Source organism: Bradyrhizobium sp. 482_C4_N1_8, from assembly GCF_052075965.1.
GTDB classification, from domain to species: Bacteria; Pseudomonadota; Alphaproteobacteria; order Rhizobiales; family Xanthobacteraceae; genus Bradyrhizobium; species Bradyrhizobium barranii.
On record NZ_CP197231.1, the window covers coordinates 8,927,737 to 8,941,178 of the forward strand.

At 63.7% G+C, this 13,442-nt stretch carries 13 protein-coding genes and 1 tRNA gene; 11 read left to right on the forward strand and 3 right to left on the reverse strand.

Annotated elements, in window-relative coordinates; translation table 11 throughout:
• Positions 1-3 precede the first annotated feature (3 nt).
• From AB7Z56_RS42240 to AB7Z56_RS42265, 6 genes are all read left to right on the forward strand, one after another.
• Positions 4-768: an ABC transporter ATP-binding protein gene (locus AB7Z56_RS42240; RefSeq protein ID WP_028155337.1), complete on the forward strand. Its 765-nt coding sequence runs from the start codon at positions 4-6 to the stop codon at positions 766-768.
• On the forward strand, positions 765-1,487 hold the full coding sequence (locus tag AB7Z56_RS42245) for an ABC transporter ATP-binding protein (protein ID WP_063980067.1): 723 nt from the start codon (positions 765-767) through the stop codon (positions 1,485-1,487). Before AB7Z56_RS42240 ends, AB7Z56_RS42245 begins: the two co-directional genes overlap by 4 nt.
• Positions 1,484-2,494 (forward strand): branched-chain amino acid ABC transporter permease, encoded by a 1,011-nt coding sequence (locus AB7Z56_RS42250; protein WP_063980068.1) that lies wholly within the window; start codon positions 1,484-1,486, stop codon positions 2,492-2,494. The genes AB7Z56_RS42245 and AB7Z56_RS42250 overlap by 4 nt, the downstream gene beginning before the upstream one ends.
• Positions 2,491-3,576, forward strand: coding sequence for a branched-chain amino acid ABC transporter permease (locus tag AB7Z56_RS42255; RefSeq protein WP_028149341.1), 1,086 nt, complete (start codon positions 2,491-2,493; stop codon positions 3,574-3,576). The genes AB7Z56_RS42250 and AB7Z56_RS42255 overlap by 4 nt, the downstream gene beginning before the upstream one ends.
• A gap of 174 nt (positions 3,577-3,750) precedes the next feature.
• Positions 3,751-6,864 (forward strand): bifunctional diguanylate cyclase/phosphodiesterase, encoded by a 3,114-nt coding sequence (locus AB7Z56_RS42260; RefSeq protein ID WP_063980069.1) that lies wholly within the window; start codon positions 3,751-3,753, stop codon positions 6,862-6,864.
• A gap of 1 nt (position 6,865) precedes the next feature.
• Positions 6,866-7,927: a sensor domain-containing diguanylate cyclase gene (locus AB7Z56_RS42265; protein ID WP_063980070.1), complete on the forward strand. Its 1,062-nt coding sequence runs from the start codon at positions 6,866-6,868 to the stop codon at positions 7,925-7,927.
• 35 nt (positions 7,928-7,962) lie between these two features.
• Here AB7Z56_RS42265 and AB7Z56_RS42270 read toward each other — a convergent pair whose 3' ends face one another.
• A complete protein-coding gene (locus AB7Z56_RS42270; protein ID WP_231145501.1) occupies positions 7,963-8,412 on the reverse strand; it encodes a hypothetical protein in 450 nt (149 codons plus the stop codon).
• Here AB7Z56_RS42270 and AB7Z56_RS42275 point away from each other — a divergent pair.
• The 5 genes from AB7Z56_RS42275 to AB7Z56_RS42295 all read left to right on the forward strand — a co-directional run bounded on the left by AB7Z56_RS42275 (position 8,305) and on the right by AB7Z56_RS42295 (position 12,666).
• Complete coding sequence (locus AB7Z56_RS42275; RefSeq protein ID WP_231145446.1) at positions 8,305-9,447, forward strand: MBL fold metallo-hydrolase; 1,143 nt, start codon at positions 8,305-8,307, stop codon at positions 9,445-9,447. The genes AB7Z56_RS42270 and AB7Z56_RS42275 overlap by 108 nt on opposite strands.
• A 1-nt stretch (position 9,448) precedes the next feature.
• On the forward strand, positions 9,449-10,360 hold the full coding sequence (locus AB7Z56_RS42280; RefSeq protein WP_283017878.1) for a hypothetical protein: 912 nt from the start codon (positions 9,449-9,451) through the stop codon (positions 10,358-10,360).
• 25 nt (positions 10,361-10,385) lie between these two features.
• Positions 10,386-11,105 carry a metallophosphoesterase family protein gene (locus AB7Z56_RS42285; protein ID WP_441256819.1) on the forward strand — a complete coding sequence of 240 codons (720 nt, stop codon included), beginning with the start codon at positions 10,386-10,388 and terminating at the stop codon, positions 11,103-11,105.
• Between the two features lie 103 nt (positions 11,106-11,208).
• Positions 11,209-11,285 (forward strand) — tRNA-Arg (locus AB7Z56_RS42290).
• Positions 11,286-11,733: 448 nt separating this feature from the next.
• Complete coding sequence (locus tag AB7Z56_RS42295) at positions 11,734-12,666, forward strand: ferritin-like domain-containing protein (protein WP_441256820.1); 933 nt, start codon at positions 11,734-11,736, stop codon at positions 12,664-12,666.
• Positions 12,667-12,691: 25 nt separating this feature from the next.
• Here the strand turns inward: AB7Z56_RS42295 and AB7Z56_RS42300 are convergent, their stop codons facing one another.
• Together AB7Z56_RS42300 and AB7Z56_RS42305 are read right to left on the reverse strand one after the other, a co-directional pair.
• Positions 12,692-12,901, reverse strand: a complete 210-nt coding sequence (locus AB7Z56_RS42300) for a hypothetical protein (RefSeq protein WP_014491045.1) — start codon at positions 12,899-12,901, stop codon at positions 12,692-12,694.
• A gap of 94 nt (positions 12,902-12,995) precedes the next feature.
• A complete protein-coding gene (locus AB7Z56_RS42305) occupies positions 12,996-13,439 on the reverse strand; it encodes a TspO/MBR family protein (RefSeq protein WP_084794905.1) in 444 nt (147 codons plus the stop codon).
• Positions 13,440-13,442 lie beyond the last annotated feature (3 nt).

Consider the following 13,442-nt stretch of genomic DNA (forward strand, 5'->3'; position numbering starts at 1 on the left):
CTCATGGCCCTGACGCTAGAGACGCGCGACCTCACCATCCGCTTCGGCGGCCATGTCGCGGTCAACAACGTCACCTGCACGTTCCGCCCCGGCGAGCTCACCGCCATCGTCGGGCCGAACGGCGCCGGCAAGACCACCTATTTCAACCTGATCTCGGGCCAGCTGCGCGCTTCACACGGCAGCATCCTATTCGACGGCACCGACATCACCCAACATTCCGCGCCGCTGCGCACCCGCGCGGGCCTTGGCCGCGCCTTCCAGCTCACCAACCTGTTTCCGAATCTCACCGTGGAAGAGAACGTCCGCCTCGCGGTGCAGGCGGCCAGCGGCACCCATTACGACATGCTGCGGCCCTGGATGGTCCGCCGCGACCTGATCGCCCGCGCCGATGCCATCCTCGACCAGGTCGCACTCGGCAATCGCCGCGGCGTCGCCGCCACTGCGCTGTCGCATGGCGACCAGCGCAAGCTCGAGGTCGCGCTGATGATCGCGCTCGAACCCAAAGTGTTCATGTTCGACGAGCCGACCGCGGGCATGAGCATCGACGAGGTGCCGGTCGTGCTGAACCTGATCGCCCAGCTCAAGCAGGACAAGAGCAAGATCATCCTCCTCGTCGAGCACAAGATGGACGTGGTGCGCTCGCTCGCCGACCGCATCATCGTGCTGCACAACGGACAACTTGTCGCCGACGGTCCGCCGGCCGAGGTGATCGCCTCACCGATCGTGCAGGAAGCCTATCTCGGCGTTGCTCCAAAGAGTGCCGCATGACAGATCTGCTCAAACTCTCCGGCGTGCACACGCATATCGGCCGCTACCACATCCTCCAGGGCATCGACCTCGCGGTACCGCAGGGCCAGACCACCATGCTGCTCGGCCGCAACGGCGCCGGCAAGACCACGACGCTGCGCACCGTGATGGGCCTGTGGCAGGCCTCCAGCGGCGAAATCACGCTCGCAGGCGAGCGCATCGAGAGCCGCGCCACGCCCGACATCGCGCGGCTCGGCGTCGGCTACGTGCCGGAGAGCATGGCGGTGTTTTCCGACCTCACGGTGAAGGAAAACCTGGTGCTGGCGGCGCGCGACGGGCCGCTCGACGATACCCAGCTCGACTGGATCTTCGGCTTCTTCCCCGCGCTGCGCCGGTTCTGGCTGTCGCGCGCGGGAAGCCTCTCGGGCGGACAGAAGCAGATGTTGTCGATCGCGCGCGCCATCGTCGAGCCGCGCAAGCTGCTGCTGATCGACGAGCCGACCAAGGGGCTGGCGCCCGCGATCGTCATGGCACTGATCGAGTGCCTGAAGGAGATCGAGCGCAAGGGCGCGACGATCCTGATGGTCGAACAGAATTTCTTTGCCGCCCGCGAGCTCGGCGACAACGTGCTGGTCATGGACAACGGCACCATCGTCCATCGCGGCGAGATGGCGGCGCTCGCCGCCGACGTGCCGCTGCAGGAGCGGCTGCTCGGCCTGAGCCTGGAGGCGCATCAGTGACTGAACTCGCCGCAAATGATCCACTGCCGAAGCCGAAGCGCGATCTCGCGCCGATCCTGCTGCCGGTCGCACTGGCGCTTGCGATGATTCCCCTGGTGGGGTCACCCAGCACCTGGCTGACGCTGACCGCCGCGAGTCTCGCCATGGGCATGATGATCTTCATCATGGCTTCGGGGCTGACGCTGGTGTTCGGCCTGATGGACGTGCTCAATTTCGGCCACGGCGCCTTCATCGCCGTCGGCGCCTATGTGGCAACCCTCGTGCTGGCGCCGTTCGCGGCCTCGATGCAGGCGGATTCGCTGTGGACGAACCTCGCGGTGCTGGCGCCGGCAGCGCTGCTGTCGATGGCGGTGTCCGGCGCGCTCGGCCTGGTCGTCGAGCGCGTGCTGATCCTGCCCGTCTACGGCCAGCACCTGAAGCAGATCCTGATGACGACGGGCGGCCTGATCGTCGCCGAGCAGACGCTCTATGCGCTGTGGGGACCGCAGATCATCCCGACACCCTTGCCGACCTCGCTGCGAGGCTCCTTCATCCTCGGCGACGTCGCGATCGCCAAATACCGTGTGCTGGCGATGCTCGTCGGCCTCGCGGTCTTCATCGCGATCCAGCTCGTGCTCAACCGCACCAAGCTCGGCCTGCTGATCCGCGCCGGCGTCGAGAACCGCGAGATGGTCGAGGCGCTCGGCTATCGCATCCGCCGCCTGTTCCTCGGCGTGTTCATGACGGGATCGGCGCTCGCCGGCCTCGGCGGCGTGATGTGGGCGCTGTATCGCGAGCAGGTCCACGCCTCCATGAGCGACGACCTCACCGTCTTGATTTTCATCGTCGTCATCATCGGCGGCCTCGGCTCGATCGGCGGCTGCTTCATCGGCGCCATCCTGGTCGCGATGGTGGCCAATTACGGCGGCTTCCTGGTGCCGAAACTCGCCCTCGTCTCCAACATCCTGCTGATGGTCGCCATTCTGATGTGGCGGCCGCGCGGCCTCTATGCGGTGACCAGCCGATGATGCTCCTGTCAGGCGATCCGCCGAAGAGCCGCGTGCTCACGCTCCTCCTCATCGTCATCATCCTGGCGCTGGCGGCGACGCCGTTCCTGTTCCCGGGTGCCAAGGCGCTGAACGTCGCGGCCAAGATCTGCGTCTTCGCCGCGCTGGTCGCCTCCTACGACCTCCTGCTCGGCTATACCGGCTCGGTGTCGTTCGCCCACACCATGTTCTACGGCATCGGCAGCTACGCCATCGCGATCGCGCTGTACGGGATGGGCCCGAACTGGGCCGCGGTCGCGACCGGCATCGTCGTCGGCCTGCCGCTCGCGGCGCTGCTCGCGCTCGCGATCGGCCTGTTCTCGCTGCGGGTGGCCGCGATCTTCTTTGCCATGATCACGCTCGCGGTCGCCTCCGCCTTCCAGGTGCTGGCTTCGCAGCTCTCCTGGCTGACGGGCGGCGAGGACGGGCGCAGCTTCCAGCTGCCGGAATTGCTGCGGCCCGGCACGGTGCTGATCTCCAAGAACCTGTTCGGATTCGAGATCAACGGCCGCATCCTCACCTTCTACCTGGTGTTCGCCGTCTCAGCCCTGATGATCCTCGCTCTGTTGCGTGTCGTGAACTCGCCGTTCGGACGCGTGCTCCAGGCGATCCGCGAGAACCGCTTTCGCGCCGAGGCGCTCGGCTTTCGCACCGTCTTCCACCTGACCTACGCCAACTGCCTCGCCGCGCTGGTCGCCGCCAGCGCCGGCATTTTGAACGCGCTGTGGCTGCGCTATGCCGGTCCCGACACCTCGCTCAGCTTCTCGATCATGCTGGACATTCTGTTGATGGTGGTGATCGGCGGCATGGGCACGATCTACGGCGCGATCATCGGCGCCACCATCTTCATCCTCGCCCAGAACTATCTGCAATCGCTGATGGGCGTCGCCTCCAAGGCGGCGAGCGAAGCCGGCCTGCCGTTGCTGCCGGGGCTGCTGCATCCCGATCGCTGGCTGCTGTGGCTCGGGCTGCTGTTCATCGCCAGCGTCTACTTCTTCCCGACCGGCGTCGTCGGACGTCTGCGCAACGCCGGCCGCGACAAGAGCGCGGGCGCTTCGCATTAAGCTGCGGTTAATGATGCAGCGCAGCGGTTGTGATGGGCACGGCACAACCGCGACGTGATTCCCGCCCCACTGCATACGGGCGCGGCTGCACAACCGGATTAATGCTTAGGTAACTGGCTTTCCTAAGGTTTGCGCCATTTGTGCGGTGTATTCCTGTCCTTCCAGGGAGGGGGAATGCGCCAGGTCTTTTCCACGGTGACAGCCGGAATGTCATCAGCCGCGACCAACGGCTGGGCGGCCTTGGCGCGGCGTGGTCCTGTCCTCTGGCTGACCCTGTGCGGCGTGTTGCTGGTCGCCGGGATCTTCGCCGTGACCGCCATGGCCGTCGGCGAATTCCGCGAGCGCACCCTGGCCAACCGCGAGCGCGAGCTGGAAAACACGGTGCAGCTGATCGCACGGCACTTCGATCAGCAATTCCAGGATTCCGACGTCGTCGCCGCCGACCTGATCGGGCAGATGAACCTGCCGGAGATCACCTCGCCGGCGATGTTCCGCGAGCGCATGTCCGGGCTCGCGACGAATCAGATGCTGCGGAGCAAGATCAGCTCCGTCTCCTATCTCGGCGACATCGCGATCTACGATGCCGACGGCGAGCTGATCAACTGGTCGCGGGCCGAGCCGCTGCCCAAGATCAACGTCTCCTCGCGCGCCTATTTCCAGACGTTCAAATCCGATCCGATGGCCGAATCGGTCATCCTGGAATCCGTCCGCAGCTTCATCATCGGCAAATGGACCACGATCGTCGCGCGGCGGCTGAGCGGCGCGGACGGCAGCACCTTCCTCGGCGCCATGGTCCGGCGGATCGATCCGGACAGCTACCGGCAGTATTTCGCTTCTGTCGCGCTTGCCGAGGGTACGGCGATCTCGCTGTTCGATCGCGAAGGCAAGATGCTGGCGCGCTATCCACATGTCGAAGAGCTGATCGGCAGGAATTTCAAGGACGCGCCGCTGATGCGCAAGATGCTGGCCGAGGGCGGCCGGCACACGCTGCGCGTCAAGGGTCCGATCGACGGCGAGGACCGCCTCGGCTCGGGGGCCTCGCTGTCGCATTTCCCGCTGGTCATCGTCGCGACCAACACCACGAGCGCCGCGCTGGCCGACTGGCGTCAGCAGACCGGCTTCATGGTCACCACGGCAACGCTTTCGGCGATCGTGATCGCATTGATCCTCTTCCTGATCATCCGCCAGATCAGCCGGCAGAACCGGGAAGCCCAGGAGCGGATCGAAGCGGAACGGCTCCGGCTCGACACCGCCCTGAACAACATGTCGCAAGGGCTGATCCTGTACGACGCCGCCGGATTTATCGTCACCTGCAACCGCCGCTACTCCGAGATGTTCGGCCTGTCCGACGACATCATCAAGCCCGGCTGTCACATCCGCGAGGCGATGCAGCATCGCAAGGAGCGTGGCACGTTCGGCGGCGACGTCGAGACGTTTTGCACCGATGTGATGCGGGTCGTCGCCGAGGGCAAGGTCTCCAGCAGGATCCACGAACTGCCCAACGGCCGCGCCTTCCAGGTCATCAACACCCCGCTGGCGCAGGGCGGATGGGTCGCCACGATCGAGGAAATCACCGAGCGGCGCAATCTGGAGCAGGAGCGCGACCGCAACTACATGTTCCTGCGCGAGATCATCGATCACATCCCCTCGCAGATCACGGTGAAGGATGCCCTGACGCGGCAATATCTGCTGGTCAACCGGACCGCCGAGGAGCAGTTCGGCCAGTCGGGTGACGTCATCGTCGGCAAGACTCCTTTCGACATGTATCCGGAGGCCGCCGCCAGGATCGTCAACGACGACGACAGCAAGGCGCTGCAGGCGCCCGGGGGATTGTTCAAGGACGAGCACACCTGGCAGAGCCAGACCAAGGGACCGCGCTACATCACCTCGACCCGGATCGGCATTCGCGACAAGTCCGGCGAGCCGCGCTACCTCATCAGCGTCGTCGAGGATGTCACCGAGCGGCGGCGCGCCCACGAGAAGATCGCGCATATGGCGCATTACGATGCGCTGACCGACCTGCCGAACCGCACGCTGTTCCGCGAACAGATCGAGCGCGAGCTGGCGAAGGTCGCCGGCGGCGAACAGTTCGCGCTGCTCTATATCGACGTCGACGAATTCAAGGGCATCAACGATTCGCTCGGCCATCACGTCGGCGACGAGCTGCTGAAGGCGATCGCGACCCGGCTGCGCGGCTGCCTCAAGAAGAGCGACCTGATCGCGCGGCTCGGCGGCGACGAATTCGCCGTGATCCAGACCGGAATCCAGTCCTCTGCGGACGTGCTATCGTTCGTGACGCGGATCTACGAGGCGATCCGCCAGCCCTATCACTGCCTCGGCCATCAGCTCTCCACCGACGCCAGCATCGGCATCGCGCTGGCGCCGCAGGACGGGACCGATCTCGACCAGCTCATCAAGCACGCCGATCTTGCGATGTACGGCGCCAAGGCCGAAGGACGCCGCACCCATCGCTTCTTCGAGCCGGAGATGGATGCGAGCGCCAAGGCGCGCCTGACCATGGAGCAGGATCTGCGCCAGGCGCTGGTGAATGGCGGCTTCGAGATCCACTACCAGCCGCTGGTCGACCTGAGCACCAACGACGTGTCGGGCTGCGAGGCGCTGCTGCGCTGGCGGCATCCCGAACGCGGCTGGGTGTCGCCGGCGGAGTTCATTCCGATTGCCGAGGATACCGGCCTGATCAACGAGCTCGGCGACTGGGTGCTGCGCATGGCCTGCAACGAGGCCGCGACCTGGCCGGCGCATGTGCGGATTGCGGTCAACGTCTCGCCGGTGCAGCTCAAATGCGACACGCTGGCGCTGCGGATTGCCGGCGCACTCGCCGCCTCCGGGCTCTCTCCCTCCCGGCTCGAGCTCGAAATCACCGAGGCCGTGCTGATCCGCGACGACGAGGCCGCGCTCTCGATCCTGCACCAGCTCCGGTCCATCGGCGTGCGCATCGCGCTCGACGATTTCGGCACCGGCTATTCCTCGCTGAGCTATCTGAAGCGCTTCCCGTTCGACAAGATCAAGATCGACCGCTGCTTCGTCGCCGACATCGCGGAGACCAGCGGCGCGCCAGTGATCGTGCAGGCGGTGGTGAACATCGCCGCGGCGAGCCACATGACCACCGTCGCCGAGGGCGTCGAGACCGAGGCGCAGCGCGAGATGCTGCGCGCGCTCGGCTGCACGGAGATGCAGGGTTATCTGTTCAGCAAACCGAAGCCGGCCGCCGAGGTGCGAAAGCTGTTCGGTCCGAACGATGCCGCGCCGGTGGCGGCGGTGGCCTGAGATGGCGAAGCCGAGGAAAACGTCAGCGAAAGGCGTCGACGTCGCGGATTCCTATGCCGTGCGGCTGATGCAGCATCTGGTGGTGCCGACCTTCGTGATCGACCCCAAGCGCCGCGTCGTGATCTGGAACAGAGCCTGCGAGCGGCTGACCGGCGTCCCCGCCGCGGAGGTGATCGGCACGACGAAACACTGGCAGGCCTTCTACGAGACCCGGCGCCCCTGCCTCGCCGACCTGGTCGCGCTCGACCGTCCCGAGCAGCTGCCGGAGTTTTATTCGGAATATGCCGCACGCGGCCACAACGGGCTCGGCTTTTCCGCGGAGAACTGGTGCGTGATGCCCAAGCTCGGCAGCCAGCTCTATCTCGCGATCGACGCTGGCCCGATCCACGACGAGGCCGGCCAGCTGATCGCCGTGGTGGAGACGCTGCGCGACCTCACCGATCAGAAGCGCGCCGAGATGGCGCTTAAGGAGCTCGCCACCAAGGACGGGCTGACCGGCCTGTCGAACCGGCGCGCCTTCGACCAGATGCTGATGAGCGAATGGGCCCGCGCCCAGCGGACGCAGAAGCCGATGGCGCTGCTGTTCGTCGACGTCGATCATTTCAAGCTGTTCAACGACCGGCACGGCCACCAGAGCGGCGACGAATGCCTGCGCGCGGTCGCTGATGTCGTCAGCCGCCATGCCGTGCGCCCGCTCGACCTCGCCAGCCGCTATGGCGGAGAAGAGTTCGCGCTGATCCTGCCCGACGTGGATTGCGATGCCGCCTGCGCCATCGCCGAGGAGATCCGCCGTGCCGTCATGGCCTTGCGGATCGCTCATGGAGCTGTTGACGCCGGCGACCACGTCACCCTCAGCGTCGGCGTCGCAAGCCATATTCCCACTGAGGCCGACGGCAGCCCCGACCGGCTGCTGGGTGCGGCCGACGAGGCGCTCTATGCGGCAAAACGGCTCGGCCGCAACCGCGTCATCTGCTCCGAACGCCTGCTTGCCGAATTCGCGCACGCCGATCGCGGCTCGCCCGGGATTCAAGTCGCCGCCAATCGCCGGTCCAGCCGGGGCTGACGTTCATCCCACCGAAGGTTCTATTGCGTTCGGCCTCACCAGCAGGTGATGTTGCGCCGGAACAACACGGACATTTTCTTCTCGAAAAGCCGCAATTTCTCGGGCGCTCGTTTGAATATAGATATGTCGTTGCCTGGAGCCGTATTCGCTTTGAAATTTCCCCGCCCATCTCGCAGTGCCCTCCCCTCCGCCAAAAACGCCATCGCCTGGTCGCGAGTCACGGCCGAACCCGGCTCGGCCGCCAAGACCAACCGCTGATGACCGAAGCAGCCGGTTCGTTTCGCGGACGTGTCCACCGCGGAACGCAGCAAATTGGTGGCACCTGCATCGAGCTCGAGGCCGCGGGCGAGCGAATCCTGCTCGACCTTGGCCTTCCGCTGGATGCCGACGGCGCGTCCGACGATCTTCTCCCGCCTGTGGCCGGGCTTCGCGTCGAAGATCCAACCCTGCGTGCGGTTGTCCTGTCGCACGGACACGGCGATCATTGGGGTTTGCTCCCCCTGTGCAGACCCAATGTCCCCCTCGCCATGGGCGCTGCGACCGCGCGCATCATGTGTGCGGCAGCTCCTTTCGTGCCCAACGCCTTCGTGCCCAATGTTTCATTCGAGCTGAACGATCGCAGAACCTTCCAGATCGGCCCGTTCAGCATCACGCCCTATCTTGTCGATCACTCGGCCTATGATGCCTATGCGCTGCTGATCCAGGCTGCCGGCCGGCGTCTGTTCTACAGCGGCGACATCCGTGCGCACGGTCGCAAGGGCGGTCTGTTCGAGCGATTGGTGAGCCATCCGCCCCGCGGTATCGACACGATGCTGATGGAGGGGTCGAGCCTCGGCCGTCTCGACGAGCACACGCAATTCCCGACGGAGGACGACATCGAGGCGAGGCTGACCGAGAGTTTTGAGCAGCCAGGCTTCGTCATCCTCTCGGCGTCCGCGCAGAACATCGATCGCATCGTCAGTATCTATCGCGCCTGCAAGCGCAGCGGCCGGACGCTGCTGCTGGACCTCTATGCGATGGAGATATTGCGGGCCACTGGCAACGAGCGCTTGCCGAACGCCGGCTGGCCCAATTTGTCGGTCTATGTGCCGGAATATCAACGGCGGCAGATCGCAAGGAAAAAGCGCTTCGACCTGCTGGATCCCTACAAATCCGCACGGATCTACCGCGAGCGCATCACCGAGATCGCCGATCGCACCGTGATGCTGTTTCGCCCGGCGATGGCCGACGACGTGGAGACCGCAAATCTCTGGCCCGGCACCAGAGCGATCTGGTCGCAATGGGACGGATATCTGAAGGACGGTCCTGGCGCCAGACTGAAGGCGGATCTCGCGACACGCGGCGTTCCCATCGAGATCATCCACACCTCGGGCCACGCCAGCATCCTGGATCTCAAGCGGCTCGCGAACGCAATACAGCCGGACAGGCTCGTGCCCGTTCACACATTCGAAGGCGACAGTTTCTCCAGATATTTTGACAACGTCACGCGACGCAGCGATGGCGAATGGTGGGAGGTATGAGATGAGCTTCAGACGCGGAATCCGGGGCGACGACTTTCGCAAGGCACTCGAGACACTCGCCCAGCAGGATGGCTGGTGGAAAGACGTTCTCGCCGATCCCACACTCATCATCGGCATTCGGGACGAGTACCTGAACGTCTACTGGCAGGGGCAATCCATCTTCAAAGTGTCATTCAAGGGCGGGAAGGTGACCGCCTCGACGCACGAGAAATATCTGCTGAATCCGGACTTGAAGGATCAGGTCTCGCTGGTCGAGGGGAAGTTCGCCTTCGGCAACGCCGAGCCAAGAATGCTGACGCGCGACTACGAAGGCGCAGAGACGCTGGCGAAGCTCAAAAGGGCCGCATCGCCCTATTCCGGACAGGAGAAGGAAGGCGTCCACGAGATCGCGACGTCCAATCTCTCCGTCGTCGACGTCGAGATTGCGATCAACGCATCCGGCGTCCCCGGCATCAAGCGGAACCTCCCCCGCATGGACCTGGCGAACTTCGAAACGACGGCGACCAGCGTGGATCTAGTGTTCTGGGAGGCCAAGACGTTCAGCAACCCCGAGCTGGAGAACGGCGATATTGTCGGTCAGATCGCGGACTATCAGAAGGTGATCGACCTTCACAAGACGGAGATCGAAGACAGCTATCGATGCGTTGCGAATAATCTGGCCGGCATGGCGAAATGGAGCAACGGACATCGCAATGTGGCTGCGGCGATCCGCGCTGTTGCGGACGGGGCCAAGCTCAACGTGAGCAGCGCCAATGTCGGGCTGCTCGTGTATGATTTCACCGCGGTTCAACGCGATCGCAAGGACAAGGACGGCAAGGCGCTGAGCGACAGAGTGATTGAATCGCTCGCGAAGGTGGGCGTGGGTCCGGAGCGGATCAGGCTCAAAGGCACGACAAAGGGTCTCACCATCTAAGTTGGCACGCGGGAGAAACCTGGCTTTGCATCTTCCCGAGCACGAAGAACTCACCTTCGCGATCGGCGACATCCACGGCTGCTTTGACAAGCTGACGTCGCTGCTCGCCGCGTGCGAGGAGCTTCGCGGCGAGCGGAGCGCGCAGTTTGTGCTTGTCGGAGACTATATCGACCGGGGACCCCAAAGCCGCGAGGTGATGGATTTTCTCGTCGGCAGCGAAGGGAAGCAGGACCGCCCCTTCGTCTGTCTGCGGGGCAACCATGAGGAGATGCTGCTTCGCGCGGCCGACATGGAGCGCACCGACCGCGACCTCATGAATTGGTGGGGCAACGGCGGCGAGCAGACGCTCGACAGCTACGGGATCGACGATCCCGCCGATCTGCCGAGCGAGCATCTCGACTGGATACGCGCGCTTCGGCTGACGAAAATCGAGCATGGGCGGCTGTTCGTCCATGCTGGACTACGGCCGGACGTGCCGCTGGCGTCACAATCCGAGCGAGACTTGCTGTGGATCCGGGAACCCTTCCTGTCGTCGGATCACGACCACGGGCTTTTCGTTGTCCATGGTCATACGCCGGTCCGGTCCGGGACACCTGATCTGCGAGCCAACCGGTTGAATCTGGATACCGGCGCCTGCTTTGGCGGCCCGCTCACCGCGGCCGTGTTCGCCACCTCGGAGACGGGCCCGTTGATGTTCGTGACCGATTCCGGCGAGATCTCGGGACCGGCCGCCCTCCGGGATTGAAGAGCGAAGCATAAGACCAGGAATTGGGCGATGCCGGGCGTCCGGGCACGGGCAAAGCGGAGGTTGCCCACCCCCCGCCAATCGGCTAAATGAACCTCGACTAGCACCCGTAGCTCAGCTGGATAGAGCGTTGCCCTCCGAAGGCAAAGGTCACACGTTCGAATCGTGTCGGGTGCGCCAGTCTCCCTACTCTTTACCGAGACTGTGTGCCGGACCGAGACTGTGTGCCGGCTTTTGACGCTGTGACGGCACCATCCATCAAATGTTGCGGCTCGCAATCTGGCCTTCGCAACGTCGCGCGCGCGTCCGGCTAAGCACGTCGAATGGAAAAGCGGTCACAAATCTCTGACCAACGGCGCAATTGATTGCACCCTTAAATTGTACTATTGTTCATGGGTTGCGGAAAATGAGCCCGATCGCGGCACGTTTCTGGTCGCGATCATCGGGGCAGGTCCGATTGTAGGCGTGATGTCGCAGACCGATATCCGGTTATTGTCGGACTGAATCACCCCAGGAGCGCTCGTCCCGCAAGCAATGAGCCAACACGGAACCTGCTTGACGACGTCGATCCAGTGGCGGCGCCAGGAACAGGGCTTCGCAATCAACCGAGTCGGGAGGGGTGCTTCAGATGAAAACCATCGCCCAGTTCGTCGAGGATCGCATTACGACGCTTTCCGACCTGAAAGACGCACTCCAGACCGCGATGCAATTGGAGTTCTCCACCATCCCGCCTTATCTTTGCGCGCAATGGTCGATCAACAGCGACCCGGGCGGTGTCGGCGGTATGATTCAGGACATTGTGGTGCAAGAGATGTATCACTTTGCCCTGGCAGGCAACATGCTGACCGCGATCGGCGGCGTGCCATCCATTGCCAATGCGACCTTCATTCCGAGCTACCCGACCAATGTCCTGCCCGGAGAAATTCTGCAAAAATTGCCCGTTGATCTGAAGCCGCTTACGCCAGATCAAGTTCAGGTCTTCATGCAGATCGAGTATCCGGAATTTCCACCGGTTGCGCTCGCCGCAAGAACGGGACCTGCGACGATTGGTGATTTCTACGATGCGATCGCCGAGGGTTTCACCACAGTCAATCCCGCGATCAATGCCAGCGCTTTCGCGGTCAATTCGGGGGAAGCAACGCCGATCAAGAGCATCGCCGATGCGCAGGCGGCGATCCTGCTGATCAAGGCCGAAGGTGAAGGTACGGAAGGCTCTCCTAACCAACCCCCAACCGGCAATGCAACATTCGCCCACTATTATGTCTTCAAGGAAATCTACACCGAGAAAACGCTGGTGCAGGATGCGGCTGGCCATTGGAGCTTTACGGGAACACCAATCCCGTTTCCGACCTGGTTCGATTTTCAGCAATCGACCGTCACACCGAGTCCGTCGCTTGCGTTCAATCAGGCCCTGTCGCAGCTCTTGATCGGCCTTCAAACGTGCTGGACAAGCGGTACAAGACCCAGCATCGGCGCCATGTTCACACTTCAGTCGCTTGGCACGGACCTCATCCAGCAGGGCATTCGTCCTGAGTTCCTATGGGCGCCTCCGTCGGCATGAACTCCGGATCTGCCGCCTGCCTCCCTCACGTCAGCATCGAGATGATCGACTGGATCTGATCGGAGGCGGACGTCACCAGGGCGTCATACGACGTATGACCGTGCGCGGCAGCCTTCAAAATGCATTCGGCGACAGCGGCTTTCAGACCGAACACCGACTGATCGGCCGGTACGCTCGCCATCACGGTCTCGAGGGCCTGGCGCATGGTCTGAATGAGCTCGGAGCTGTATTGCATTGGCTGTCCTCCGCGCTCCTATATAGGAACGCGTGCCTAGGCTCGCCACTCACGAGCCTGAGATTGCTCTTTGATGAACCTTGGACAAATCGCCTCAATTCAAGCGCCAGATGGCCGCATTGAGCAGGCCGGCAAAGGCGACCCAGGCTGCATAAGGTATGAACAACGCGGCGGCCAGCCTGTCCCGTGACGTCTCGAGACTGATGTAGGTCACGATCGCGACGAACAGGCAAATGAGTATGACGAGCGCGGCTCCGATCTGGTGCATCGTGAACATCACCGGAGACCAGACGAAATTGAGGGCCAGTTGCGCGGCCCAGACCTGCATCGCTCGACCCGGCGGCTCACGGCGAAAAGTCCGCCAGCCCGCAACCGCGATCATGATGTAAAGGATAGTCCACGCCACCGGGAACGCCCAGTTCGGCGGCACGAAACCCGGCTTGGCAAGGGCCGCATACCACTCTCCCGGAAGATTGGTCGCGCCGATCAGCCAGCCGATGCCGACCACACCGACGACGAAGACCAACAACTGAAGCATCCA

What these genes read in the sequence shown, in the direction of transcription:
- AB7Z56_RS42240 (WP_028155337.1), top strand. Translation starts at nt 4, where the DNA reads ATGGCCCTGACGCTAGAGACGCGCGACCTCACCATCCGCTTCGGCGGC.
- AB7Z56_RS42245 (WP_063980067.1), top strand. Translation starts at nt 765, where the DNA reads ATGACAGATCTGCTCAAACTCTCCGGCGTGCACACGCATATCGGCCGC.
- AB7Z56_RS42255 (WP_028149341.1), top strand. Translation starts at nt 2,491, where the DNA reads ATGATGCTCCTGTCAGGCGATCCGCCGAAGAGCCGCGTGCTCACGCTC.
- AB7Z56_RS42260 (WP_063980069.1), top strand. Translation starts at nt 3,751, where the DNA reads ATGCGCCAGGTCTTTTCCACGGTGACAGCCGGAATGTCATCAGCCGCG.
- AB7Z56_RS42265 (WP_063980070.1), top strand. Translation starts at nt 6,866, where the DNA reads ATGGCGAAGCCGAGGAAAACGTCAGCGAAAGGCGTCGACGTCGCGGAT.
- AB7Z56_RS42270 (WP_231145501.1), bottom strand. Translation starts at nt 8,412, where the DNA reads ATGATCGCCGTGTCCGTGCGACAGGACAACCGCACGCAGGGTTGGATC.
- AB7Z56_RS42280 (WP_283017878.1), top strand. Translation starts at nt 9,449, where the DNA reads ATGAGCTTCAGACGCGGAATCCGGGGCGACGACTTTCGCAAGGCACTC.
- AB7Z56_RS42295 (WP_441256820.1), top strand. Translation starts at nt 11,734, where the DNA reads ATGAAAACCATCGCCCAGTTCGTCGAGGATCGCATTACGACGCTTTCC.
- AB7Z56_RS42300 (WP_014491045.1), bottom strand. Translation starts at nt 12,901, where the DNA reads ATGCAATACAGCTCCGAGCTCATTCAGACCATGCGCCAGGCCCTCGAG.
- AB7Z56_RS42305 (WP_084794905.1), bottom strand. Translation starts at nt 13,439, where the DNA reads ATGCTTCAGTTGTTGGTCTTCGTCGTCGGTGTGGTCGGCATCGGCTGG.